The 24,537-nt window shown below is 71.6% G+C and carries 20 protein-coding genes, 1 rRNA gene and 1 pseudogene; 7 read left to right on the forward strand and 15 right to left on the reverse strand.

All coding sequences use genetic code 11. The annotated features are described in order from the left end of the window. Positions 1 to 176: 176 nt before the first annotated feature. Both IE226_RS20675 and pyrG read right to left on the reverse strand, forming a co-directional pair. Positions 177 to 803, reverse strand: a complete 627-nt coding sequence (locus tag IE226_RS20675; RefSeq protein ID WP_190082771.1) for an NUDIX domain-containing protein — start codon at positions 801 to 803, stop codon at positions 177 to 179. 86 nt (positions 804 to 889) lie between these two features. Continuing rightward, a complete protein-coding gene (gene pyrG / locus IE226_RS20680) occupies positions 890 to 2,539 on the reverse strand; it encodes a CTP synthase (RefSeq protein WP_190082772.1) in 1,650 nt (549 codons plus the stop codon). Between the two features lie 411 nt (positions 2,540 to 2,950). Between pyrG and IE226_RS20685 the strand changes: the two genes are divergently transcribed. Then, the gene (locus tag IE226_RS20685; protein ID WP_190082773.1) at positions 2,951 to 4,762 is read left to right on the forward strand and encodes a glycoside hydrolase family 15 protein; all 1,812 of its coding nucleotides are present in this window, start codon (positions 2,951 to 2,953) and stop codon (positions 4,760 to 4,762) included. Between the two features lie 169 nt (positions 4,763 to 4,931). Next, on the forward strand, positions 4,932 to 6,575 hold the full coding sequence (locus IE226_RS20690; protein WP_190082774.1) for a PucR family transcriptional regulator: 1,644 nt from the start codon (positions 4,932 to 4,934) through the stop codon (positions 6,573 to 6,575). A 15-nt stretch (positions 6,576 to 6,590) separates the two neighbouring features. On the opposite strand, the gene IE226_RS20695 is transcribed toward IE226_RS20690, so the two are convergent. The 3 genes from IE226_RS20695 to recN form a co-directional block, all read right to left on the reverse strand. Then, positions 6,591 to 7,727, reverse strand: coding sequence for a glycosyltransferase family 4 protein (locus IE226_RS20695; RefSeq protein ID WP_190082775.1), 1,137 nt, complete (start codon positions 7,725 to 7,727; stop codon positions 6,591 to 6,593). Positions 7,728 to 8,231: 504 nt separating this feature from the next. Continuing rightward, a complete protein-coding gene (locus IE226_RS20700) occupies positions 8,232 to 9,023 on the reverse strand; it encodes a hypothetical protein (protein ID WP_190082776.1) in 792 nt (263 codons plus the stop codon). A 152-nt stretch (positions 9,024 to 9,175) separates the two neighbouring features. Then, the gene (gene recN / locus IE226_RS20705; RefSeq protein WP_190082816.1) at positions 9,176 to 10,903 is read right to left on the reverse strand and encodes a DNA repair protein RecN; all 1,728 of its coding nucleotides are present in this window, start codon (positions 10,901 to 10,903) and stop codon (positions 9,176 to 9,178) included. 221 nt (positions 10,904 to 11,124) lie between these two features. On the opposite strand from recN, the gene IE226_RS44150 reads away from it, so the two are divergent. Continuing rightward, positions 11,125 to 11,508, forward strand: coding sequence for a hypothetical protein (locus IE226_RS44150; protein ID WP_229871321.1), 384 nt, complete (start codon positions 11,125 to 11,127; stop codon positions 11,506 to 11,508). Here the strand turns inward: IE226_RS44150 and IE226_RS20715 are convergent. The 3 genes from IE226_RS20715 to IE226_RS20725 are packed head-to-tail and all read right to left on the reverse strand — an operon-like array spanning position 11,433 to position 13,517. Then, a complete protein-coding gene (locus IE226_RS20715) occupies positions 11,433 to 12,353 on the reverse strand; it encodes an NAD kinase (protein ID WP_190082777.1) in 921 nt (306 codons plus the stop codon). The genes IE226_RS44150 and IE226_RS20715 overlap by 76 nt on opposite strands. Further along, entirely contained in the window at positions 12,350 to 13,165 is an 816-nt protein-coding gene (locus IE226_RS20720; RefSeq protein WP_190082778.1) for a TlyA family RNA methyltransferase, read from the reverse strand. The genes IE226_RS20715 and IE226_RS20720 overlap by 4 nt, the downstream gene beginning before the upstream one ends. A 7-nt stretch (positions 13,166 to 13,172) precedes the next feature. After that, positions 13,173 to 13,517 carry a hypothetical protein gene (locus IE226_RS20725; RefSeq protein WP_190082779.1) on the reverse strand — a complete coding sequence of 115 codons (345 nt, stop codon included), beginning with the start codon at positions 13,515 to 13,517 and terminating at the stop codon, positions 13,173 to 13,175. Between the two features lie 42 nt (positions 13,518 to 13,559). Here IE226_RS20725 and IE226_RS20730 point away from each other — a divergent pair, with 42 nt between their 5' ends. Further along, positions 13,560 to 13,907, forward strand: coding sequence for an alkyl sulfatase C-terminal domain-containing protein (locus IE226_RS20730; protein ID WP_190082780.1), 348 nt, complete (start codon positions 13,560 to 13,562; stop codon positions 13,905 to 13,907). Here the strand turns inward: IE226_RS20730 and IE226_RS20735 are convergent. From IE226_RS20735 to IE226_RS20745, 3 genes are read right to left on the reverse strand one after another with little or no spacing between them, the layout of a single operon-like run. Continuing rightward, positions 13,891 to 14,835 (reverse strand): ABC transporter ATP-binding protein, encoded by a 945-nt coding sequence (locus IE226_RS20735; protein ID WP_229871324.1) that lies wholly within the window; start codon positions 14,833 to 14,835, stop codon positions 13,891 to 13,893. The two genes, IE226_RS20730 and IE226_RS20735, sit on opposite strands and share 17 nt — an antisense overlap. A gap of 14 nt (positions 14,836 to 14,849) precedes the next feature. Beyond that, positions 14,850 to 15,878: a FecCD family ABC transporter permease gene (locus IE226_RS20740; protein WP_190082782.1), complete on the reverse strand. Its 1,029-nt coding sequence runs from the start codon at positions 15,876 to 15,878 to the stop codon at positions 14,850 to 14,852. Further along, a complete protein-coding gene (locus IE226_RS20745; RefSeq protein WP_190082783.1) occupies positions 15,875 to 16,918 on the reverse strand; it encodes a FecCD family ABC transporter permease in 1,044 nt (347 codons plus the stop codon). Before IE226_RS20745 ends, IE226_RS20740 begins: the two co-directional genes overlap by 4 nt. A gap of 280 nt (positions 16,919 to 17,198) precedes the next feature. Between IE226_RS20745 and IE226_RS20750 the strand changes: the two genes are divergently transcribed. Further along, complete coding sequence (locus IE226_RS20750) at positions 17,199 to 18,200, forward strand: ABC transporter substrate-binding protein (protein ID WP_190082817.1); 1,002 nt, start codon at positions 17,199 to 17,201, stop codon at positions 18,198 to 18,200. After that, positions 18,200 to 19,030 carry a siderophore-interacting protein gene (locus IE226_RS20755; RefSeq protein ID WP_190082784.1) on the forward strand — a complete coding sequence of 277 codons (831 nt, stop codon included), beginning with the start codon at positions 18,200 to 18,202 and terminating at the stop codon, positions 19,028 to 19,030. The genes IE226_RS20750 and IE226_RS20755 overlap by 1 nt, the downstream gene beginning before the upstream one ends. Positions 19,031 to 19,646: 616 nt before the next feature. Here IE226_RS20755 and IE226_RS20760 read toward each other — a convergent pair. Beyond that, complete coding sequence (locus tag IE226_RS20760) at positions 19,647 to 20,675, reverse strand: HAD hydrolase-like protein (protein WP_190082785.1); 1,029 nt, start codon at positions 20,673 to 20,675, stop codon at positions 19,647 to 19,649. A 72-nt stretch (positions 20,676 to 20,747) separates the two neighbouring features. On the opposite strand from IE226_RS20760, the gene IE226_RS20765 reads away from it, so the two are divergent. Next, entirely contained in the window at positions 20,748 to 22,025 is a 1,278-nt protein-coding gene (locus tag IE226_RS20765) for a DUF1015 domain-containing protein (protein ID WP_190082786.1), read from the forward strand. A gap of 79 nt (positions 22,026 to 22,104) precedes the next feature. Here the strand turns inward: IE226_RS20765 and IE226_RS44880 are convergent, their stop codons facing one another. The 3 genes and pseudogenes from IE226_RS44880 to rrf form a co-directional block, all read right to left on the reverse strand. Then, positions 22,105 to 22,917, reverse strand: a complete 813-nt coding sequence (locus IE226_RS44880; protein WP_194545465.1) for a tetratricopeptide repeat protein — start codon at positions 22,915 to 22,917, stop codon at positions 22,105 to 22,107. 168 nt (positions 22,918 to 23,085) lie between these two features. Beyond that, positions 23,086 to 23,637: pseudogene (locus tag IE226_RS45460) on the reverse strand (tetratricopeptide repeat protein); the annotation flags it as partial. A gap of 604 nt (positions 23,638 to 24,241) precedes the next feature. Next, positions 24,242 to 24,358: ribosomal RNA gene (rrf, locus tag IE226_RS20775) — 5S ribosomal RNA — on the reverse strand. Positions 24,359 to 24,537 lie beyond the last annotated feature (179 nt).

The following is a 24,537-nucleotide window of genomic DNA, read 5'->3' on the forward strand; positions in this document are numbered from 1 at the left end:
TCCGCCTGCGCGCGAACCCGCCGGGAATCCGGTCGGGACGCTTCCAGAGCCTAGTTCAGGCCCTGCCGCCTACCCCGAGGAGCGGCGCGCACAAGTCCCCCGATCGGATCAGTAGATCGTCATACCGGAAACCCTGGATGGCCCCGGGTGACCCCGGACGGCCCCGGATGACCCCCTCAGGCCTCGAAGGGGCGCGCGGGCCAGGGCGCGTCGGCCGGGCGCAGCGAGTCGACGCCGTCACCGGCCAGCACGGCGGTCAGCGAAAGGGCGCCCACGACGAGGCAGTTGTTGTGCAGCTCTCCGGCGAGCACACCGCGTACGAGCTCTTCGAGCGGTACGCGCGCCAGCTCCATGTCGGCCTCCTCCTCGGCGACCTCGAAGCGCTCGCCCTCGGCCTCGGAGAGATCGCGGGCCAGGAAGACGCGCACGGCCTCGTCGCAGCCGCCGGGCGTGGTGTAGACGTCGGTCAGGACACGCCAGTCCTCGGCCTTGACGTGCGCCTCTTCGTAGAGCTCGCGCTGCGCGGCGTGCAGGGGGTTCTCGCCGGGGACGTCGAGCAGCCCGGCCGGGATCTCCCAGAGCTTGTGGCGCACGGGGTGGCGGTACTGGCGCAGGACCAGGACGCGGCCCGCGTCGTCGAGGGCGAGGACGGCGACCGATCCGGGGTGCACCTGGTAGTCACGGCGGACGACGGTTCCGTCGGGCATGACCACGTCGTCGGTGCGGACGGAGGTCTTGTTCCCCACGAAGGGCGTCTGCGTGGCCGTGACCTGCCACTCCTCGGCGGTGTCCTTGATCGTCATGTCGCCCTGTCCTCCCACACGTGCAAACAGAAACCGGGGCACGCGCCTCATGAGGCGCGCACCCCGGCAACCGTATCGCCCTTGTGCTACTTACCCGTCTTGCACTCCACGGCGGCCTTCACCAGACCCGCGAAGAGCGGGTGCGGGCGGGTCGGGCGCGAGCGCAGCTCCGGGTGCGCCTGGGTGGCGACCAGGTAGGGGTGGACCTCGCGGGGGTACTCGACGTACTCGACGAGCTTGCCGTCCGGGGACGTGCCGGAGAAGAGGATGCCCGCCTTCTTCTCCAGCTCGGCGCGGTAGGAGTTGTTCACCTCATAGCGGTGACGGTGGCGCTCCTCGACGTACTCCTTGCCGTCGTACACCTCGCGGGCGATGGAGCCCTCGGCGAGCTTCGCGGGGTACATGCCCAGGCGCATCGTGCCGCCCATGTCGCCCTCGCCGGCGACGATGTCCAGCTGCTCCGCCATGGTCGAGATGACCGGGTGGGCGGTGGCGGCGTCGAACTCCGTGGAGTTGGCGTCGGGGATGTCGGCGAGGTTGCGGGCGGCCTCGACGACGATGCACTGCAGGCCCAGGCAGATGCCGAGCAGCGGCACCTTGTTCTCGCGGGCGTACTGGATGGCGCTGACCTTGCCGTTGACGCCGCGCTCGCCGAAGCCGCCGGGGATCAGGATCGCGTCGACGTCGCCGAGCTGCTTGGCGGCGCCCGCCGGGGTCTTGCAGTCGTCGGAGGTGACCCACTTGACCTTGACGCGGGCGCGGTTGGCGAAGCCGCCGGCGCGCAGGGCCTCGGTCACCGAGAGGTAGGCGTCGGGCAGGTCGATGTACTTGCCGACCAGCGCGATGGTGACCTCGTGGTTCGGGTTGTGCACCCGGTCCAGGAGGTCCTCCCACTGGGTCCAGTTCACGTCGCGGAACGGGAGGTCCAGCTTGCGGACCACGTAGGCGTCCAGGCCCTCGGTGTGCAGGACCTTCGGGATGTCGTAGATCGACGGGGCGTCCTTGCAGGCCACGACCGCGTCCTCGTCGACGTCGCACATCAGCGAGATCTTGCGCTTGATGGCGGTCGGCACGTCACGGTCGGCGCGCAGCACGATGGCGTCCGGCTGGATACCGATGTTGCGCAGGGCCGCGACCGAGTGCTGGGTCGGCTTGGTCTTCAGCTCGCCGGACGGGCCGATGTAGGGCAGCAGCGAGATGTGCACGACGAAGACGTTGTCGCGGCCGACCTCGTGGCGGACCTGGCGGACGGTCTCCAGGAACGGCAGGGACTCGATGTCACCGACCGTGCCGCCGACCTCGGTGATGACGACGTCGACGTCCTCGGTCGCCATGCGGCGGATGCGGTGCTTGATCTCGTTCGTGATGTGCGGGATGACCTGGACCGTGTCGCCGAGGTACTCGCCGCGCCGCTCCTTGGCGATGACCTGCGAGTAGACCTGGCCGGTGGTGACGTTGGCCGTGCCGTCGAGGTCGACGTCCAGGAAGCGCTCGTAGTGGCCGATGTCCAGGTCGGTCTCGGCGCCGTCGTTCGTGACGAACACCTCTCCGTGCTGGAAGGGGTTCATCGTGCCGGGGTCGACGTTCAGGTACGGGTCGAGCTTCTGCATGGTGACCCGGAGGCCCCGCGCTTTGAGCAGCGCGCCGAGGCTCGAGGCAGTCAGACCCTTGCCGAGGGAAGAGGCGACACCCCCGGTGACGAAGATGTGCTTGGTCGTCGTGGATTTGGGCTGCATGGCCAAGAGGGGGCTCCCGTGGTCGCGGTCTGGAGGGTGCGTACCGGCGTCGTCCAAGGGGTCTGGAGGAGGTGCCGTCGCTGCGGTTCGGGGGTTCTATGACCACCGGCTCACGGGCTACCAGGGTATCAGCGACGAAGGGAGGCTGCTTCCGGCCACGCTCCGCCACGCACGTCACACGTTCCTCACCAGGTGCTCACCCGTTCGGCGCAGCCCCGATGCCGGGAGCGGCGCGCAGATCGCCGAGGTGCGTCGTATCCTGCTCGGACACTCGCTGCCGAGCCGACCGAATCAACGGCACCCACCCCCGACCGTTCTCCCGGAACACAAGGCTCGCGCAGTTCGTTTTACAGCGAAGCCTTGACCGTAGAGCGAGCGCCCCGAGAGGGCGACGTGGCCGTTTGACTGGAGATGCACGTGGCCGGGCGCATCGAGGATTACGCACTCATCGGAGACATGCAGACCGCCGCCCTGGTCTGCCGGGACGGCACAGTCGACTGGCTGTGCCTGCCCCGCTTCGACTCGCACGCCATCTTCGCCGGATTGCTCGGCACGGAGGAGCACGGATTCTGGCGTCTGGGGCCCGCTCACAGCCCCGACGCGCCCCCGCCGACAGCCGCGCGGCGCACGTACCGCGGCGACTCGCTGATCCTGGAATCCGAGTGGGACACCCCGCGCGGCACGGTTCGCGTGACCGATTTCATGCCGCCGCGCGACACGGACGCCCCCCAGCTGGTGCGGATCGTCGAGGGCGTCAGCGGCCGGGTGCCGATGCACTCCGCCCTGCGGATGCGTTTCAGCTACGGCCGCGTGGTGCCCTGGGTGCACAAGGTCGACGGGCGCACGGTGGCCGTCGCGGGACCCGACTCGGTGTGGCTCGACACGTCCGCCGAGACCTACGGCAAGGACCTGACGACGTACGCGGACTTCACGGTCTCGCCCGGTGAGCGGATCGCGTTCACCATCTCGTGGCAGCCCTCGCACAAGCAGCCCCCGGCCCCCGCCGAGCCCGAGAACGCCCTGGCGGCGACCCAGGACTTCTGGCGCGAGTGGGTCGAGCACTGCACGTACCACGGCCCGTACCGCGAGGCCGTGGTCCGCTCGCTGATCACCCTGAAGGCGTTGACGTACGCCCCGACGGGCGGCATCGTCGCGGCGCCCACGACCTCGCTGCCGGAGGACATCGGAGGCTCCCGCAACTGGGACTACCGCTACACCTGGCTGCGCGACGCCGCCATCACGCTCTCCTCGCTCCTGCGCACCGGATACCGCGAGGAGGCCCGCGCCTGGCGCGAGTGGCTCCTGCGGGCGGTGGCGGGCGACCCCGAGAACCTGCAGATCATGTACGGCATCGCGGGCGAGCGCGAACTCGGCGAGGCCGAACTCGACTGGCTGCCGGGGTACGAGGACTCGACCCCGGTCCGGGCGGGCAACGGCGCCGCGCACCAGCTCCAGCTCGACGTGTACGGCGAGGTCACCGAGGCCCTGCACCTCGCGCACATGACGGGCCTGGCCCGCAGCGACTACGCCTCGCTGCTCCAGCTCAAGCTGATCCGCTACCTGGAGTCGAACTGGGACCAGCCGGACGAGGGCATCTGGGAGGTGCGCGGCCCGCGCCGCCACTTCGTGCACTCCAAGGTGATGGTCTGGGTCGCCGTGGACCGCACGATCAAGCTCATCGAGTCCGGCGACGCGGACGGCCCCCTGGAGAAGTGGCGCGAGCTGCGCGACGACATCCACCGCGACGTCTGCGAGAAGGGCTACGACAAGGAGCGCAACACCTTCACCCAGTCGTACGGCTCCAAGGAGCTCGACGCCTCGCTGCTGCTCATCCCGCAGATGGGCTTCCTGCCGCCCGACGACAAGCGCGTGATCGGCACGATCGAGGCGATCCAGCGGGAGCTCTCGACGTCGGACGGCTTCATCCTGCGCTATCCGACGACCGGCGACGACGCGGGCGTGGACGGCCTGGAGGGTGACGAGGGCGCCTTCCTGGCCTGTTCGTTCTGGATGGCGGACGACCTGGCGATGATCGGCCGCGTCGACGAGGCCCGCAAGCTCTTCGAGAAGCTGCTCGCGCTCCGCAACGACCTGGGGCTGCTCGCCGAGGAGTGGGACCCGCGCCTGCAGCGGCAGGTCGGCAACTTCCCGCAGGCTTTCAGCCACGTGCCGCTGATCGACACGGCCCTGCGGCTCACGGCCAGCGGGGCGTACGGCGGCTAGCCCGACCCCCCCTCGGGCCCGGACGGCGACGGATTGCCCGTCGCCGTCCGCTTTTTTCTGGCTCGGGTCTTGCCCGGGGCGACGAGTTGTCGGGGTATGAGCGGAACAGATCACTCCCGTAACCGGTCGGAGATGTTCTGCGGACGTCACCGCAGGTAGCGTCCGCCCCATGGAAAGTCAGGGCACGCAGGGCACACAGGGCGGGATCACCGTGCAGCGGGCCCTGGAACTTCCGGGTCTGCGCGGCGGGCTCCCCGAGGTGGTCGCGGGCGCGGAACGGCTGCAACGCACGGTGCGGTGGGTACACGCGGGCGAGGTGCCCAACATCGCCTCGCTCCTCAAGGGCGGCGAACTGCTCCTGACCACGGGCCTCGGCCTCGGCGCACGCCCCGCCGAACAGCGCGTCTTCGTACGGAAGCTCGCCGAGCGCGGCATCGCGGCACTCGTCGTCGAGCTGGGCCCCCGCTTCACGCGGCTCCCCGCGGCGATAGTGGAGACGGCGCGCTCGGCGGGTCTGCCACTGGTGCAGCTGCATCGCGAGGTGCCCTTCGTGACGGTGACGGAGGAGGTCCACACCGAGATCGTCAACGGCCACTACGCACTGCTCCAGCGGGCCGACGAGGTCCACCGGCGCTGTACGGAGGCGCTGCTCGGCGGGGGCGGCGTCCCGCAGGTCCTCGGCGTGCTCGCGGACTTCAGCGGCAACCCGGTGTTCCTGGAGACGGCCGACGGGCAGTTGCTGTACGCCGCCGGGGCGGGCACCGAGTGCGCCGACCCCTTGCAGGTGTGGGAGGGGCTGCGGGGCCGGAGCGTCGACAGGGACGGACCGCCCGCGGGCGCGCTGCTCGTCGACGTGCCGGGCGGCGGCCCCGGATCGGGCTCGGTGCGCGCCCGGCTCGTCCTGCTCGCCGTGGAGTCCGCGCTGCTTCCTGTGCACCGGATCGCGGCGGAGCGGGCCGCGGGCTCGCTCGCGGTGGTCCTGATGCAGGCCCGGCAGGAGGAGGAGCTCGCCGCGCGCGGCCGGGGCGACTTCCTGACCGATCTGGCGGAGGGGCGGATCAAGCCCGACGACGCGCCCGCCCAGGCGCGGGTGCTCGGCTTCAAGCCCGGCGAGAGCCCGCTGCTGCCGGTCGTGATGCGGCTCGCGGACGGCCTCCCGCCCGGCGGCGGCTGGGCCGTGCTCGCGCGGGCGGTGGCGGAGGAGCTGGCGGCGGTCGGGGTGCCGGTGCTGCTCGGCGTGCGTCCGGTCGAGGGGCGCGTCCCGCTGCTCCTCGGACTCCGCTCGGAATCCGAACGCACCGCGGTGGCCGACCGCGTCGCCACCGCGCTGCGGGCGGGCGTCGAACGGGCGGGGATGCAGCGGGCCGGGGCGCTGCCGCCGGTCGTGGTGGTCGGCGTCGCGGGCGGTTGGGCGGCGGCCTCGGCGGGGCTCAGGCACGCGGCGGAGACGGCGACGGCCGCGCAGGGCTTGTCGGACCGCCCCTGGTACGACGCGCGGCGCCTGGACATCGACCTGCTGCTCTGGCGCCTGCACAACTACGACGACTCGGCGCTCGCGGCGTTCGTGGACCGCGCGATCGGCCCGCTGCGGGCCCACGACCAGCGTTCGAAGCCTCCGCTGCTGCCCACCCTGCAGACGTATCTGGCCCACGCGGGCCGCAAGGCGGAGACGGCGCGCGAGCTGCACCTGAACCGCCAGACGCTCTACAACCGCCTGGCCAGGATCAGTGAGCTCCTGGGCACCGACCTGGACGACCCGCAGACGGTGCTGGCGCTGAGCCTGGCACTGCGGGCACGGAGGCACGTCGCCTGACGTCGGCGCGCCGGCCTACAGGGCCAGCGGCTGCGTCAACTCGTCGTAGACACTGAGCACTTGCGTGACGGTCTCGTCCTCGGTCGGCCAGGTCGCGGCCTGGGCCGTTCCCTTCTCCCTGAGCCGCTCCCTGAGCCCGGGGTAGGCGAGAAGGCGGGCGACGGCGGTTCCGAGGGCTTCGGCGTCGCCGTACGGGACGAGGACCGCCGCGTCGCCGACCAGTTCGGGGATGCCGCCAACGGAGGTGGCGACGAGCGGCACGCGCGCGTGCAGGGCTTCCTGGGCGAGCACGGAGCGGGACTCCCAACTGCTGGGCAGCACCACGAGGTCGGCCGCGGCGAGCAGCTCGGGGATGTCGTCGCGCCGCCCGATGAGCCGGGCCGGCAGTCCTTCGCCCTCGATACGACGCTGCAGGGCGGCGCGTTCGGGGCCTTCGCCGGCGATGACGAGGAGCGGCAGGGGGTCGAGGTGACGCCAAGCGCGGGACGCCTCCAGGAGTACGTCGTAACCCCGCTGCCTTTCGAGCGTGCCGACCGTGACGACCAGCGGACGGTCGACGGCGCCGATCTCGGCACGGGCCTTGTGGCGCAGCCCGTCGGCCTCCTCGACCGGGTCGTACGCCGCGCGTGGCGCGGGGAACGTGACGGGGGCGAGGCGGGCGTCCCGCGCGCCCCTGCTGCGGGCGCGGTCGACGAGGTCGGAGGAGGTGCCGAGAACCACGGCGGCGGCTCTGGCGACGCGCCGCTCCAGCAGGTGCAGGAGACGGCCGCGGGCCCCTTCGGCGTGCGCGCGGGTGTGCCACGTGACGACCAGGGGGATACGGCGGCCGGTGAGGGCGAGGGCGGCGCGGAGTGCGGCATGCAGTCCGTGCGCGTGCACGAGGTCGGCGTCGGCGCAGGCGAGGCGCAGGGAGGCGACGGACGCGGGGTCGCTGCTGCGGGGTACGTGGACGTGCCGGGCGCCGGTGCCCGTCAGGTCGTATGCGCCGACCGCCTCGCTGGGCGCGCAGACAGTGACCCGCACGCCCCGCGCGGCGAGGCCCGCGGCGAGCGACCTGACGTGGGCGCTGCTGCCCGCGCTGCCGCCGCCCAGTACTTGCACGGTGTGCAACGGGGGCCGGCCGTGCGGCGACTGGCTGCTCACGTGGCTCACGTAGCCGGGGCTCCTGGGTTCGGCGTCGAGGGGGCTGCGCCAAGGATGCCAGCCCGCACGGACGTTCCGGCACCACTGAAAGGTCTCTTCCGTGTCGCGACGGGCAACTCTCTGACCCGGTTCACCCACACGGGTGAGGACAAAGGGGTTTCAACACCACGGATGTCCAGAGACCCCCGCTTCTACGCAACAGGGACACACCCCCAGGAAATAATCCGGACCCAACCCACCACCCCCGCAAGAACCACAAGACCCAACACACCAAGCCCCCGCCAGGACCACGAAACCCAATACGCCAAGGCCCCGTAAGGGGCGCGAGGAACTGCGCGACCAGCCCACAACCACCCGCACCCGCCAACGCACCACCACTGGCACCCCCACATGCGCCACCAGAGCCACCAACACGGCAACGCCAACGCCCCCAGAACGGGACACCGAGAGGCCCGACCACCGACAGAGCGCCCCGCAACGGCGGGCCCCCGGCCGACCGGGCACCGTCAGCCGTCAGTCACCCACCGCTCGCCACCCGCCACCCGCCACCCCACTGATCCCCTCACCGCACACAGCCGCAGCCACAACCGCCGCCGCGTGAGCGGCCAGCCCCACCCGCCCGTTGCCCGCGACGATCGCGGCGCCGAGCGCGGCCCCCAGCGCATGCGCCCCCGCGTCGCCGATCATGGCGCGCTCCCCCACGTCCTCCGGGAGCACGGCCCCCGCCGCCCCCACGGAGGCGGCGGCGAGAACTCCGGCGGCGCCCTCCCGCAGCAACCCCGGCGCGGCCAGCGCCACCACCGCTCCGGCGGCCCTGCCGGGGCGTACGTCCACGAGGTTGACGAAGTGCGCCGTGCCCGCGATCACCACGCCCGCGAGGATCTTGTCCACCGGCCGCTCCTTGAGCAGCGCCCCCGCGGCGAGGCCCGCAGCGGAGACGCCAAACAACTTCACGGCCCCGCTGGTCACTTCACCGCCCCGCAGGGCCCCCAGGTGAGCGCGGAAACCCCGGCGCGGATCGGCTTCGCCCGCCACGTCGTCGTACGCCCCGCAAGCCCCCGCACCGAGCACGGCGAGCGCGACGGCACCGCGGGCCCTGGCCGGCAACGCCACCGCTCCGGCCGCGGCACCAAGGGCGGCGGCCGGCCCGGCGTACAGCTCCACCGTCCGCCCCGCGTAGTTCTTCCGCTGCCAGCGACCCGCCCCGCCGGGGGCACGCGAGCGCAAGGCGGCGGTGGCCACGCGCGTGACGGCGGCTGCGGCGAGGAGGGCGGTAGAGCGTCGGGCGGGCACGCGGTCGATCATGCGGGCCAGCCTACGTTCAGCCTGCCCCAGCCTATGTTCAGCCTGTCCGGCGCTTGAGGACGAGCTCGGCGCAGCCGGTGACCAGCCACACAGCGCCCCCACTCAAGACGCCCCGCCTGAAGACGCCCCGCCCGCCCAAGGCGCCCCGCCCGCTAAACGTCCCCCCGAGCCGTCGCCAGCAACTCCTCCGCATGCGCCCGCGCGGTCTCCGAGTCCTCCTGGCCGGCCAGCATGCGGGACAGCTCCCGCACCCGGTCCTCCCCTTCGAGCACGAGAACACCGGACCGGGTCACGGATCCGTCGTTCGTCTTCTCGACGAGCAGCTGCCGGTCCGCGAACGCCGCCACCTGCGGCAGGTGCGTCACGACCACGACCTGCGCGGACTTGGCGAGCCTCGCGAGCCTGCGGCCGATCTCGACCGCGGCCTTGCCGCCGACGCCCGCGTCGACCTCGTCGAAGAGGTACGTCGGAACGGGGTCCGTGCCCGCGAAGACGACCTCGACGGCAAGCATCACGCGCGACAGCTCACCACCGGACGCGCCCTTGGCGATTGGCCGCGGCGGGGCACCCGGATGCGGGGCGAGGAGGAGCTCCACCTCGTCGACACCCGCCGGGCCGTACGCGACGAGGCGTCCGTCGACCGGCACGCCGTCCGCGCCCTCCGGCACCTCCGTGGCGGTGATGTCGATCGTCACGCGCGCGTGCGGCATCGCGAGCGAGGCCAGCTCCTCGGTGACGGCCGCCGCGAACCGCGACGCCGCCTCCTGCCGCGCGTCGGTCAACGCCTGCGCGAGCCCGGCGAGTTCCGCCCGCAGCGCGTCCCGCTCGGCGGTCAGCTCTTCGAGTCGATCGTCGTCGCCCTCGAGCTCGGTGAGCCGCGCGGCCCCCTCCTCGGCCCAGGCGAGCACGGCATCGATGTCCTCGCCGTACTTCCGGGTCAGCTGGGTCAGCGCGGCCCGCCGCTCCTCCACCGCCGCCAGACGCAGCGGATCGGCGTCGAGGTCATCGGCGTACCCGGCGAGTTCCCCGGCCACGTCGCCCAGCAGGATCCCGATCTCGCCGATCCGCTCGGCGAGCGCGGCCAGGGCGGGGTCGTGGGAGCGCACCGCATCGAGGGCGCGGTGGGCGCCCGCCACCAGCGTCGTGGCGTCGACCCCCTCCGGGTCCTCGGGGACGCCCGCGAGCGCGGCGTGCGCGGCCGTGGCGGCGGAGGCGAGGGCCTCCGCATGGCCGAGCCGCTCGGCCTCCGCGGCCAGTTCGGTGTCCTCGCCCGCGCGCGGCTCGACGCCCGCGATCTCTTCGAGGCCGAAGCGCAGCAGATCGGCTTCCTGGGCCCGTTCGCGCGCGCGCGTGGTGATCTCGTCGACCTCGGTCGTCACGGCCCGCAGCCTGCGGTACGCCGCCGTGTACTTGGCCAGCGGCACGGTGACCGCGTCGCCCGCGTACCGGTCGAGCGCCGCGCGCTGCCGGGCCGGCTTGAGCAGCCCCTGCTGGTCCGTCTGTCCGTGCACCGCCACGAGGTCGTCGGCGAGCTCGGCGAGGAGCCCCACCGGAACCGACCGCCCGCCGAGATGCGCCCGGGATCTGCCCTCCGCCGAGAGGGTACGGCTGATCAGCAACGCCCCGTCGTCGAGTTCGGCCCCCGCTTCCTCGGCGCGCACGGCAGCCGTGGCATCCGCGGGCACAGTGATCCGCCCTTCCACCACCGCGGCCTTGGCACCGATCCGCACCAGGGCGGCATCGGCACGTCCGCCGAGCAGCAGGCCAAGGCTGGTGACCACCATCGTCTTGCCCGCACCGGTCTCGCCGGTCACCGCGGTGAATCCCGGCGACAGCTCGACCACCGCGTCGTCGATGACTCCGAGCGACCGTATCCGCATCTCCTCCAACACGGACACGACCTTACGAGGTCATGGGCCCGGTGTGCGACGGCCCCTGGCCTCCTTCGCCCTTCCCGGCACGAAGACGCTGGTGGCAAAGGCGGACCGAACGGACTCTGTCACCCGCGGGGGTGGGGTTTTCCCGAGTGGGGATTACCCCGGCACGATCTTCCTGACAGCCCCCTGGTGCGGGGGTGACCCAGCACCTCACGATGATCCGTATGGGAACGGGACTGGCCCGGGCGGCGCTGCGCGCGCATCGCCCGGCCTTCGTGGGCACGGCGGTGGCGGCACTCTTCGCGCGGGCCCGCAGGCAGATCACCGAGAACGGCGTCGGTGACATGGCGCTCGTCCTGCTGATCGGTTCGATCTACATGTCGATATTCGTGATCGCGCCGACCATGGGCACTGGCCCCGCAAGGGGCGCGGGGAACTGCGCGAACGGCCAAGAACGAACCCGCACCCGCCACCGCACCGCCCCTCCAGCGAAGCGCCACCGCACCGCCCCCTCCGGCGAAGCGCCACCGCGCTACTGCGGAGCCCCCCGCCACCCCGAAACCGGCAGCGCGAACTTCGCCACCAGCCGGTCGGTGAACGACGCGTGATGCAGTCGCGCGAGCCGCACCGGCACCCCGCCCCTGCGTACCTCGACCCGCGCCCCCGGCGGCAGTTCCACGGTCCGCCGCCCGTCGCACCACAGCACCCCGTGCGACGTGTGGTGCTGGACCTCCACGGCGAGCACCGAGTCCGGCGAGGTCACCAGGGGCTTGGCGAACAGGGCGTGGGCACTGATCGGCACCATCAGGAGCGCCTCCACCTCCGGCCACACCACGGGCCCGCCCGCGGAGAAGGCGTACGCGGTGGAGCCGGTCGGCGTCGCGCACACGATGCCGTCGCAGCCGAAACCGGTGACCGGACGCCCGTCGATCTCCAGGACGACTTCCAGCATCAGCTCGGCCGACATCTTCTGCACGGCCGCTTCGTTGAGCGCCCAGTCGCGGTGCACGACATCGCCGTTGCTGTGCACGACGACGTCGATGGTCATCCGCTCCTCGACCTCGTAGGCCTTCGTCACCACCCGGTCGACGACCTTGTCGAGGTCGTCGCGCTCGGCCTCGGCGAGGAACCCGACACGGCCCAGATTCACCCCGAGCATCGGCACCCCGGAGGCCCGGGCGAACTCGGCGCCGCGCAACAGCGTGCCGTCCCCGCCGAGCACGACGAGCAGCTCACAGCCGTCGAGGCACTGGGGGGTGGCCTCCTTCACCGTGCCGACCTCGGGCGGCAGCGGCAGATCCACCGCCTCCGCCTCCAGGACGCGTACGCCGATGCCGCTGCGCAGCAGTCCCTGGACGACGAGTTCGGCACTGCGGATGGCGGCCGGCCGTCCGGTGTGCGCGAGCAGGAAAACGGTACGAGCTCGGGTCTGGGTCTCTCGGGTCTGAGTCAACGGGGCCCCTCCGCCACGGCGCGGTCAACGTCCGCCGGGTCGAGTTCGGGCGCCCCGGCACGCAGCCACAGAAAGTACTCGACATTTCCGGAAGGTCCGGGCAGCGGGCTCGCAGTCACGCCACGCACACCGAGCCCGAGCCCCCACGCCTGCCGCGCTACACCGCGTACGGCATCGGCCCGCAGCTGGACGCTGCGCACCACGCCGCCGCTGCCCAGACGCTCCTTGCCCACCTCGAACTGCGGCTTGACCATCAGGACGAGGTCCGCGTCGGGGGCCGCGCACCGCACGAGGGCGGGAAGCACCAGACCGAGCGGGATGAACGAGAGGTCACCGACGACCAGGTCGACAGGGGTGCCGTCGATGAGGTCGACCGTCAACTCCCGTACGTTCGTGCGGTCCTTGACGGTGACCCGGTCGTCGCTCTGCAGCGACCAGGCGAGCTGGCCGTAACCGACGTCCACGGCGACGACGCCCGAGGCGCCCGCGCGCAGCAGCACATCCGTGAAACCGCCGGTCGACGCGCCCGCGTCGAGCGCGCGCCGGCCCTCGACGACCAGGCCCTGCGGGACGAACGCGGCGAACGCGCCCGCCAGCTTGTGGCCGCCGCGCGACACGTAGTCGGGATCGCTCTCGTCGGTCGCGACCACGATGGCGGCGGCGGTCTCCACCTGCGTCGCGGGCTTGCTCGCGGTGTTCTTGTCGACGGTCACACGGCCCGCGGCGATCAGCTGGCTGGCGTGCTCGCGCGAGCGCGCCAGCTTCCGGCGCACCAGTTCGGCGTCGAGGCGGCGGCGTGCCACTCCTGCCACGTTCTGTTCAGCTCCTGTTGTACGGGGTCGGGTGCGGGGACGGGACCGCGGGCGCCCTCATGGGCGAGGGCACCGGCGGACCGGGGTGTGCGTCGAGCGCGGTCAGCGCGTCACGCAAGCCCCGGTGTACATCCTCGTACACCTCGATGTGGCCGTCGGTGGCGAGGTGGTCGGCATCGCCGAGACGCTCCAGGAGGCCGTCGACCCGGGCGTCTCCGGTCTGGGCACGTTCCACCCCTAGGGGCGCGGGCCCCGCAGGGTCGTACGTCTCCGCCTGCTCTTCGGCGGCCGCCTGCTCCACCGGGTCGGGCTCCACCGGCTCAGGCCCGGGGCCCGGCATCGAGTCGCTCATGCCCCGACGCTACCCCGAAGCGCTGCGGTACCGTCGATCACGATGGCGACGATCGAGGAGTGCCGCACGGCGCTCGACAAACTCAGCGACAATCTGGCGGGCGCCGAAGGCGGCGTGCGCAGCGCCGCCGCGCTCAACCGCTCGCTCAGCTGCCGCATCACCGATCTTGACGTGACCTTCACGGGCCGCCTCGAGAACGGCCGGATCACGGTGCTCGACACGCATCCCGGCCCTCCTCACGAGAAGGCCGAGATCCGGCTCACCATGACCGGCGACGATCTGGTGGCGATGGTGGACGGCGAGCTGAACTTCGCGAAGGCCTGGGCCTCCGGCCGGGTCAAGCTGGAGGCGGGCCTGCGGGACATGCTCCGCCTCAGGTCGCTGCTTTAGCGCTCGCGCCCGCAGCTTCCGTACCCTCAGCACCCGCAGCTCCCGCGCCCGCGGATCCCGCCCCGGCGGCGGACTTCTCGCGCACCCGCCGGGCGGCCGGCACCACCAGCGGCGTCCCCGTCTGCGGGTCGTCGATGATCTGGCACTCCATCCCGAAGGTGTCCCGCACCAGCTCCCTCGTGACGATGTCCGACGGCGCGCCCTCGGCGACGACCTCGCCGTCGCGCAGGGCGATGAGGTGAGTGGCGTACCGGGCCGCGTGGTTCAGGTCGTGCAGGACGGCGACGAGCGTACGGCCCTGCTCCTCGTGCAGGTCGGCGCAGAGGTCGAGCACGTCGATCTGGTGCTGGATGTCGAGGAACGTCGTCGGCTCGTCCAGGAGCAGCAGCGGGGTCTGCTGCGCGAGGGCCATCGCGATCCAGACGCGCTGGCGCTGGCCGCCCGAGAGTTCGTCGACATAGCGATCGGCCAGCTCGGCGACACCGGTCGACGCCATCGACTCGCCCACGATGCGCTCGTCCTGCGCCGACCACTGGCGCAGCAGGCCCTGGTGGGGGTAGCGCCCGCGTGCCACCAGGTCGCCCACCGTGATCCCGTCGGGCGCGATGGAGGACTGCGGGAGCAGGCCGAGGGTGCGCGCCACCTTCTTCGCCGGCATCGACTGGATGACGTTGCCGTCGAGCAGGACACGGCCGGCGGAGGGCTTGAGCATCCGGGACAGGGCGCGCAGCAGGGTCGACTTGCCGCAGGCGTTCGGGCCGACGATCACCGTGAAGGAGTTGTCGGGTATCTCCACGGACAACTTCTCCGCGATGACGCGCTGGTCGTAGCCAAGGGTCACGTCGTCCGCGACGAGCCGGTTCACTGCGGCACGCTCCTGCCTGTCGGTGCTCTCAGAGGTATGGGGGTCCGTGGGCTGCTTGTCCATGGTCGCGCGCGCCTTCATATCCGCCCCGCCTTGCGCTCGATGACCAGGAGCCACAGCAGGTAGATGCCGCCGAGCACACCGGTGACCACGCCGACGGGCAGCTGGTCGGCGCCGAAGGCCCGCTGGGAGGCCCAGTCCGCGACGATGAGCAGGGTGGCGCCCATGAACATCGCGGGCAGCAGGTTCGGTCCAGGCGAGCGGGTGAGCCGCCTGGCCAGCTGCGGCGCGGTGAGCGCGACGAAGCTGACGGGGCCCGCCGCCGCCGTGGCAGCGGCGGTGAGGAGCACGGCCGAGCCCATCAGGACGATGCGGGTGCGCTCGACGGGCACGCCGAGCGCGTACCCGACGTCGTCGCCCATCTCCAGCATCCGCAGCGGGCGGGCGTATGTCATGACGAGCGGCACGAGGATCGCGCACAGGACGAGCAGGGGCCAGACCTGTTCCCAGTCCCGGCCGTTGAGGGAGCCGGTCATCCAGACGACTGCGCGCGCGGCGTCGACGATGTCCGCCTTGGTGAGCAGATAGCCGTTGACGGCGGTGACGAAGGCGGAGACGCCGATGCCGACCAGGACGAACCGGAATCCGTGCACACCGCGCTTCCAGGCGAGCACGTAGATCGCGAAGCCGGTCACCAGACCGCCCACGAGCGCGCCGCCCGCGACCTGCACCGCACTGCCCTGGAAGAGGACGATCATGATGAGGGCGCCTGCCGTGGACCCCTGGCCGAGGCCGAGGATGTCCGGGCTGCCCAGCGGGTTGCGGGAGATGGACTGGAAGATCGCGCCGCCGAGCCCGAGCGCCGCTCCCACCAGGAGACCGACGAGGACCCGCGGCAGACGCAGGTCGTTGATGATGAACTCCTGCCCGGCGTCGCCGTTGCCGAGCAGGGTGCGTACGACGTCGGCGGTCGGGATGTAGAAGTCGCCGGTGCCGATCAGGACGACGCTCGCCACGAGCGCGGCCACGATGAGCACGGCGACGACCACGGCCGTGCGGACGTCGAGGCGGAAGCTGAGCCCGCCCCGGGTGCGTATCGCCTTCACAGCTGAGCCAGCCTCCGCCGTCGTACGAGAAAGATGAAGACCGGGGCGCCGATCAACGCGGTGATGATGCCGACCTGGAGTTCCGCGGGCCGCGCCACGATGCGTCCGACGACGTCGGCGCCGAGCAGAAGCACCGGCGAGAGGATCGCGGCGTACGGCAGGATCCAGCGCATGTCGGGCCCGGTGAAGGAGCGCACGACGTGCGGCACCATCAGGCCGACGAACATGATGGGCCCGCAGGCGGCGGTCGCGGCCCCGCAGAGCAGGGTCGCGGCGGCCATGGACAGGGCGCGGGTGCGGTTCAGGTGCGCGCCGAGCGCGCGGGCGGTGTCGTCCCCCATCGCCATGGCGTTGAGCGGCCGGGCGAGGCCGAGGGCGAGCACGATGCCGATCACGAGGAAGGGCAGGACCTGCAGGATGGTCTCGTTCTTCGCCGAGGCGAGGGAGCCGACCGTCCAGAAGCGCATTTTGTTGAGCGCGGCGTTGTCCGTGATCATCACGGCCTGCAGATAGCCGTAGAGCGCGGCGCTCAGCGCGGTTCCGGCGAGCGCGAGCCGTATGGGCGTCGCGTTGCGGGTCCCGCCGAGCGCGTAGACGGCGGCGCCGACCACGGCCGCCCCGAAGAAGGCGAACCACACATAGCCGCTCAGCGAAGTGACGCCGAAAAAGCTGATGGCGGTGACGACGGCGGCCGATGCCCCGAGGTTGATGCCGAGCAGTCCGGGGTCGGCCAGCGGGTTGCGCGTCAGTGCCTGCAGTACGGCGCCCGCGAGGCCGAGTGCCACGCCGACGAGCACGCCGAGCAGCGTGCGCGAGAGCCGCTCTCCGACGACGACATCGCCGTACGTCCCGGTGTCCTGGAAAAGCCCGTGCCAGACCTGGTCCAGGGGCATCTGTTTCGCGCCGACCGCGATGCTCGCCACGACGACGAGCAGCAGCACGCAGAACGAGACGAGGAGCCCGGCGCTGCGTATCGCGCGGCGTTTGGGAGGCGCGGGTGTGGTCTCCGCGCTGGCTTCGGGGGGACTGTCGACCAACACCAGGTTAGGTTAGCCTACCCTCGCACTCGACTTCGACGAGAGAAGCACCACCTATGCGCGCCCGCCGCCCGATACCTCCCGCTCTCTGCCGTCGTGTCGTGCTCGGCGCGGACGGCGTCCTCGCCGTCGGCGGGCCCCTGACAGCATGCGGCGCGAACGACGATGACGCAAAGTCGTCAGCAGCCGTCGCCAGAGCGAAGAAGGCGGCAGCCTGATGACCACCACCCGCCGCTCCCTGTCCGGCAGAGGCGTGGCCCGCGCGAACACGCCCGGCACCGGCATGTCCCGCCGCGGCCTGCTCGCTTCCGGCGGGGCCCTCGGTCTCGGAGCCCTGCTCACCGCCTGCGGAGGCGACGAGAAGTCCGCGAAGGACGCGGGATCCAAGCCCTGGAGCTTCAAGGACGACCGCGGCAAGACCGCCGAGGTGAAGCACACCCCGAAGAACATCGTGGCCTTCGTCAGCACGGCCGCAGCCCTGCACGACTACGGCGTCTCCTGCACCGGCATCTTCGGCCCCTCCAAGCCGGTGGCCGGCAAGCCCAACCCGCAGGCCGGCGATCTCGATGTCGGCAAACTGACGAGCCTGGGCGAGTCCTGGGGCCAGTTCAGCATCGAGAAGTACGCGAGCCTCAAGCCCGACCTGCTGATCAGCAACATGTTCCCGCCGCCCGCCCTCTGGTTCGTCCCGGAGGAAAGCGCCGAGAAGATCGAGTCCCTGGCCCCCACCGTCGGGATCAAGGGCGCCCGCACCTCGCTCCTGGACCCGCTGAAGCGCTATACCGAGCTCGCGGAGTCGCTCGGCGGAGACCTGGGGACGGAGCAGGTACGGGCCGCCAAGGCCCGCTTCGACAAGGCCGAACGCGCCCTGCGCAAGGCGGCGAAGGACGCGAAGGCCAGGGGTGGCCTGAAGGTCCTCGCGATGACGGGTGACGCCGACCAGTTCTACGTCGCCGTGCCGGACTCCTACTGCGACCTCAACTACTTCAAGGATCTCGGCGTCGAGTTCGTCGAGGGCAAGAAGAGCGACGAATGGGGCTTCTGGGAGTTCCTGAGCTGGGAGAACGCCGACAAGTACCACGCCGACCTCATCATGATCGACAACCGTTCGAGCGCGCTGCCGCCCGAGCAGCTCGCGAAGAAACCCACCTGGAAGCTGCTCCCCGCCGTCAAGGCCGGCCAGACCGTCCCCTGGTCCATGGAGGAGCGCTACAGCTACGCCGGTTACGCCCCCGTGCTCGAACAACTCGCCACCGCCATCGAGAAGTCGAAGAGGCTCACCTGATGACCGCGTCCCCGTACCACTTCTTCGATTGCCGCGTACTGCGCACCGAGTACGTCACCCCGGCCATGATCCGGGTGGCTCTCGGCGGCGCCGGCCTGGAGCGGATGGCCTCCGCGGGCCGTGACCAGCGCATCAAGATATTCCTGCCGCATCCGGGCCAGGACGCCCCGGTCATGCCGGACACGTCGGGCGACGCGGCCAACTGGTACGCCGACTGGTGCGCCCTCGACCCCGACGTCCGCGGCATCATGCGTACCTACACCACGCGTGAACTGCGCCGCGACCCGGACGAGTTGATCGTCGACTTCGCCGTCCACGGCCCGGCCCCCTCGCCCTCCGACGGCCCGGCCACCAGCTGGGCGCGGAACGCCGGGCCCGGCGACCGGATCGGCGTGCTCGCCCCGCTCGACGAGGAGAACGGCGCGTACGAGTTCAGGCCGCCGCAGGACACCGACTGGGTGCTCCTGGCCGCCGACGAGTCGGCGCTCCCGGCAGTGGCGGCCATCCTCGAAACGCTCCCGCCCGCCACGCCGGCCCGCGTCTGGATCGAGGTCCATGACCTGGCGGACAAGCAGGAGCTGCGGACAAAGGCTGAGGCCGAGATCACCTGGCTCACGGAGGAAGGCGGCACCCCGGCGGCGATCCAAGCCGCGGAGCTGCCCCCGGGCACCCCGTACTCCTGGGTCGCGGGCGAGTCCGCCACGGTCAAGACGGTCCGCCGCCACCTGGTCCGCGACCGCGCCTTCGACCGCAAGCGCATCTGCTTCTCCGGCTACTGGCGCAAGGGCACCACCACGGACGAACTGATAGACCGCAACGAAACAGCCTGACCCTCCCCCTCTGCCGGAACCCCGGCCCACCCACGGGCTGGGGCTCCCCCCAAAGAGATCCGGCAGCCAAATGCCGCGACGAACGACGGAGCGAGCCACGCGAGTGCGCACGGCAACCGCCCGAAAGCGGCGCCGGACCGCACCCGAGGCCAGCCCCCACCAGCAAGCGGCACACAGCCGACCGCAACACCCAACGGCAAGCAGCACCCAGCCGAGCGCAGCACCCAACGGCAAGCGGCACCCAGCCGAGCGCGACACCCGACTGCGAGCGGCACCCAGCCAAGGACAGCTCCTAACGGCAAGCATCACCCAGCCGACCGCAGCACGCGACGGCAAGCAGCACCCAGCCGAGGACAGCCCCCAGCCGACCGCCCCGCGGCTGCCAACCGAGCAAGACGCCCAGCCGACCGCATCCCCCGCCCGCCGCTAGCCACCGGCGCTCAGTCGGCCTCGTCCGCCCTCCGCCGACAGGGCTGACGCCCGGCCGACAGCTGCTGACGCCCGACCGACCACATCCGCCCCCGCCGACAGCCACCAACGCCCAGCCGGCCGCACTAGCCCCCGCCGACAACCACCGACGCCCAGCCGACCCCCGCCAATCCCCGCCGCCCCCGAGCTAAAGCCCCAACCGAGTCAACGCCTTCTCCCCGTCAAGCGCGCACTTCCCCTCCCCCGCATCCGTCCACGCCGCCGCGCACAGCGCCCGCAGTCCGTCCATGGCGTCACCCTCGCCGTCGAGGACCAGCTCGTGCCCCCGCGCCGACGCCGTCCAGCCCCCGCAGCCGAAGCCGCCCTCCCCCGGGGTCACCTCCGGCTGGCCGGTGAGCATGCCGCGCAGGTCCGCGTCCACGTAAGTGGGCCGGTGCTCCGGCGGCGCCGCGAGCAGCTGCGCGCCGTCCGTGACCCCGGTCAGGACGAGCAGCGAGTCCACCTCGCCGTTGAACGCACCCTCGATGTCCGTGTCGAGCCGGTCCCCCACTACCAGCGGCCGCTCGGCGCCGGTCCGCAGGATCGTCTCGCGGTGCATCGGAGGCAGCGGCTTGCCCGCCACCTGCGGCTCCGCGCCCGTCGCGATGCGTACGACCTCCACGGCCGCACCATTGCCGGGCGCGATGCCACGCGCGCCGGGAATCGTCAGGTCCGTGTTGGACGCGAACCACGGCACACCCCGCGCGATCGCGAAACAGGCCTCGGCAAACCGCCCCCACGCCATATCGGGCCCTCCGTACCCCTGCACGACCGCCACCGGCCCGTCGTCCGCCGAGTCGACCGGCTCGAGCCCCCGCTCCCGCAGCGCGACCCGCAGCCCCTCCCCGCCGATCACAAGGACCCGCGCCCCCGCCGGTACTTGCTCGCTCACAAGCCGCGCCGCCGCCTGGGCGGACGTGATGACGTCCGCGGCCCCGGTCGGGATGCCGAGCTCCGACAAATGCGCGGCCACCGCGTCCGGCGTACGCAGCGCGTTGTTCGTGACGTACGCGAGATGCATGCCACCGGAGCGCGCCTTGCCGAGCGACTCGACGGCATGCGCGATCGCCTGCCCGCCCGCGTACACCACGCCGTCCAGGTCGAGCAGCGCCGTGTCATACGCCTCGCTCAGCACATTCCGGCTGCCTTCGGGCCGCGTCCTGACGGTCTGGCTCATTACGCATCGCTCCTCGATCGATCCCACTCCCCCGATCATCGCTCATGCCACTGACACACATACGATGCAGCAATGAACACAGCGGGTCATACCGACGACCAGGGCCTCGACCTGACCCCGTTCCGAGGCGTGCGTTACATCCCCGAACGGGTCGGCAGTCTTGCCGCGGTGACGTCCCCTCCGTACGACGTGGTCGTACGGCCCGACGGCCTGCTCCACCTGGAATCCGCCGACCCGCACAACATCGTCCGGCTGATCCTCCCCCAGGCCACCACACCGGCGGCCCGCAACGAACAGGCAGCCGAAACCCTGCACTCCTGGCTCTCCGAGGGCATCCTCGCCCCCGACCCGGAGCCCGGCTTCTACGTCTACGAACAGCGCGACGCCGACATCCTCCAGCGCGGCGTCATCGGCGCACTGCGCCTCTCCGAGCGGGCGGAAGGCGTCGTCCTGCCCCACGAGGGCGTCATGCCCCACGTCGTGGAGGACCGGGCGGGCCTGATGCGCGCGACGAGCGCCAACCTCGAACCGCTGCTCCTGACGTACCGCTCGAACGGAGCCCCCGAGGGCGCGACCGCCGTCATCGAACGCACCGCGCTGACCGAGCCCCTCCTGTCGACGACCACGGAGGACGGCTTCAGCCACCGACTCTGGGCGGTGACCGACCCCTCCGACCTCGCCGAGATCCGGTCAGATCTCGCCCACCACCAAGCGTTGATCGCGGACGGCCACCACCGCTGGGCGACGTATCTCCGGCTGCGCTCCGAACACCCGTCGTCCAGCCCCTGGGACCACGGCCTGGTGCTCCTGGTGGACACCGCGCGCTACCCCCTCCGGGTCCGCGCCATCCACCGCTACCTGCACCGCCTCCCGGTTCCGGACGCACTCGCGGCCCTCGCGGACTCCTTCCGCGTACGCACCGTCGAAGGCCCCCTTCCCCGCGCCCTCGACGCCCTGGCCGAGGCCGCGGCCGAAGGCAACGCCTTCCTCCTCGCGGGCGACGGCGCCTTCCACCTCATCGACCGCCCGTCCCCGGACCTCCTCGCCCGGACGGTCCCGGCCGACCCCCCTGAGGCCTGGCGCAACCTGGACGCTACGGTCCTGCACTCCACGCTCCTGGACCACATATGGAAGATCCCGGACGCCCCGGAGCACATCGCGTACATCCACGACACCGCGGCGACCGTGGAAAAGGCGGAACGCGACGGCGGCACGGCCGTCCTCATGCACCCGGTCCGCGAAGAGGTCGTACGCGACCTGGCCCGCCAGGGCGTCACGATGCCCCGCAAGTCCACGTCCTTCGGCCCCAAGCCGGCATCGGGCCTGGTCCTGCGCACCCTGGATCTCTGAAACCCGCACAGACGACACAACGACAAAAGGGCGGGACCCCGGTGAGGGTCCCGCCCTTTGCCCGCGACTAAGTCAGCACTCAGGCCTTGCGGTCTTCCTCGCCGTCATCGTCATCGTCATCAGCGTCCTGGACGTCCTGCTCACCCTGGTCCTGTCGTACGGGAGTGACGTCGTCGTCCATGGACTTCTCGTCCGGCATCGCGGCGTCGTCCTCTGCCATCACGTCGACGAACGCGACACCGTCAAGCTCGGCGAGGCGGTCCGACGCGTCGGTGCTGCCGTCCTTGTCGGACTCGATGACCTTCGCGAACCACTCGCGTGCCTCGTCCTCACGGCCCGCGGCGAGCAGCGCGTCGGCGTACGCGTAGCGCAGCCGCGCGGTCCACGGCTGGACGGAGTTCGACGCCAGCTCGGGACCCTGCAGGGTCACGATGGCGGCATCGATCTGCCCAAGGTCCTGACGGGCACCGGCGGCGACGAGGCGCATCTCGACCTGCCCCGGCTTGTCCAGCTTCTGCACCTCGGGCGCACCGGCCATGTCCAGCGCCTTCTCGGGCCGGCCAAGACCGCGCTCGCAGTCCGCCATGACCGGCCAGAGCTCGACGCTGCCGGTCATCCGCCGGGCGGCCCGGAACTCGCCGAGCGCCTCGTTGTAGTTCTGCGTCGCGTAGGCGGCGAAGCCCGCGGCCTCTCGTACGGCGGCGACGCGCGAGGCGAGCCGCAGTGCGATCCGCGAGTACGCGTAGGCCTGCTCGGGGTCCTCGTCGATGAGGTTGGCGACCATCACCAGGTTCCTGGCGACGTCCTCCGCGAGCCCCTTGGGAAGGCTCTGCAGCTCCTGCTGCACGTCCTTGTCGATCTCGTGCCCCGTGACGTCATCCGGGATCGGCAGCCGCTTGATGGGCTCGCGGTCACGGTCGTCACGTCCGCGGTAGCCACCACGGTCGCCGTCACGCCGGTCATCGCGCCCACGGAACCCGCCGGGCCGCCCGCCCCGGTCGTCACGCCGCGGCCCACGGTCATCACGCCCACCGCGGTACCCACCGCCGCCGCCACGATTGTCGTCACGACGGAACCCACCACGGTCGCCGCCGCGATCGCCACCACGCTCATCACGCCGGAAGCCCCCGCGGTCACCGCCACGATCATCACGGCGGTCGTCACGACGGAACCCACCCCGGTCACCGCCACCGGGACGGTCGCCACCACGGGGCCGGTCGTCACGCCGGTCATCGCGACGGAACCCGCCACGGTCACCACTGCGGTCGCCACCGCGGTCATCCCTGCGGTCATCGCGACGGAACCCACCACGGTCACCGCCACCACGGTTGTCCTCACGCCGGTCATCACGGCGGAATCCCGGACGATCGCCGTCACGTCGGAACCCGGGACGCTCGCCGCCGCCACGGTTGTCGTCACGGCGGAAACCGCCGCGGTCGCCACCACGGTTGTCGTCACGCCGGTCATCGCGACGGAAGCCGCCACGGTCACCATCACGCCGATCGTCCCGGCGCGGAGCACCGGAAGTCGAGCGGTCATCACGGCGGAACTGAGGGCGGTCGCCGTCACGCCGGTCATCCCGACGCGGGCCGCCGGAGGTCGAGCGGTCATCGCGACGGAACGGGGGACGCCCACCCCCGCTGCGGTCATCACGGCCGCGGAAGCCGCCACCGCCGCCACGGTTGTCGTCACGGCGGAATCCACCGCGGTCGCCACCACGGTTGTCGTCACGCCGGTCATCGCGACGGAAGCCGCCACGGTCACCATCACGCCGATCGTCCCGGCGCGGGGCACCAGAGCTCGAGCGGTCATCGCGACGGAACTGGGGGCGGTCGCCACCGCGGTCGTCACGACGGAAGCCGCCGCGCTCCCCACCACGGTCGTTGTCCCGTCGCGGGCCGCCCCGGTCTCGGTCGTCACGGCGGGGGCCGCCGGAGGTCGAGCGGTCGTCACGGCGGAACGGGGGACGCCCGCCGCCGCTGCGGTCACTGTCGCGACGCGGTGCGCCGCCACGGTATCCGCCCCGGTCGCCACCGTCCCGGCTGCGCTGCCCGCGCTCCGGTCGCTCGTCGGGAGAGTTGGTGGACATCGGTGACTCCTCGTCTTCGGTACCGCAGTCATTCTCGCGCAGCCGGGTAGCCGGCGCGCTTCGACAAAAACAAAAAAGGACCCTTGGTCCCAGCGTGGACGCTGGGACCAAGGGTCCTCCAAAGATTGTTCGGCGGCGTCCTACTCTCCCACAGGGTCCCCCCTGCAGTACCATCGGCGCTATGAGGCTTAGCTTCCGGGTTCGGAATGTAACCGGGCGTTTCCCTCATGCTATGACCACCGAAACCCTATGAAATATCCCGCCGCAAAGCGGGATCTCAAACAGGGCAGCGAACAAGCACACTCTTCAATTAAGTGGTGTAGCCGTTCAGCCGACACAACTGTTCGTTGTTTCAGAACTAACACAGTGGACGCGAGCAACTGAGGACAAGCCCTCGGCCTATTAGTACCAGTCACCTCCACC

This window comes from Streptomyces longisporoflavus (genome assembly GCF_014649775.1).
Taxonomy (GTDB): Bacteria; Actinomycetota; Actinomycetes; order Streptomycetales; family Streptomycetaceae; genus Streptomyces; species Streptomyces longisporoflavus.

Coding starts and splice junctions, on each gene's coding strand:
- IE226_RS20675 (WP_190082771.1), bottom strand. CDS start 803: ATGACGATCAAGGACACCGCCGAGGAGTGGCAGGTCACGGCCACGCAG.
- pyrG (WP_190082772.1), bottom strand. CDS start 2,539: ATGCAGCCCAAATCCACGACGACCAAGCACATCTTCGTCACCGGGGGT.
- IE226_RS20685 (WP_190082773.1), top strand. CDS start 2,951: ATGCACGTGGCCGGGCGCATCGAGGATTACGCACTCATCGGAGACATG.
- IE226_RS20690 (WP_190082774.1), top strand. CDS start 4,932: ATGGAAAGTCAGGGCACGCAGGGCACACAGGGCGGGATCACCGTGCAG.
- IE226_RS20700 (WP_190082776.1), bottom strand. CDS start 9,023: ATGATCGACCGCGTGCCCGCCCGACGCTCTACCGCCCTCCTCGCCGCA.
- recN (WP_190082816.1), bottom strand. CDS start 10,903: ATGCGGATACGGTCGCTCGGAGTCATCGACGACGCGGTGGTCGAGCTG.
- IE226_RS44150 (WP_229871321.1), top strand. CDS start 11,125: ATGGGAACGGGACTGGCCCGGGCGGCGCTGCGCGCGCATCGCCCGGCC.
- IE226_RS20725 (WP_190082779.1), bottom strand. CDS start 13,517: ATGAGCGACTCGATGCCGGGCCCCGGGCCTGAGCCGGTGGAGCCCGAC.
- IE226_RS20730 (WP_190082780.1), top strand. CDS start 13,560: ATGGCGACGATCGAGGAGTGCCGCACGGCGCTCGACAAACTCAGCGAC.
- IE226_RS20735 (WP_229871324.1), bottom strand. CDS start 14,835: ATGGACAAGCAGCCCACGGACCCCCATACCTCTGAGAGCACCGACAGG.
- IE226_RS20750 (WP_190082817.1), top strand. CDS start 17,199: ATGTCCCGCCGCGGCCTGCTCGCTTCCGGCGGGGCCCTCGGTCTCGGA.
- IE226_RS20755 (WP_190082784.1), top strand. CDS start 18,200: ATGACCGCGTCCCCGTACCACTTCTTCGATTGCCGCGTACTGCGCACC.
- IE226_RS20760 (WP_190082785.1), bottom strand. CDS start 20,675: ATGAGCCAGACCGTCAGGACGCGGCCCGAAGGCAGCCGGAATGTGCTG.
- IE226_RS20765 (WP_190082786.1), top strand. CDS start 20,748: ATGAACACAGCGGGTCATACCGACGACCAGGGCCTCGACCTGACCCCG.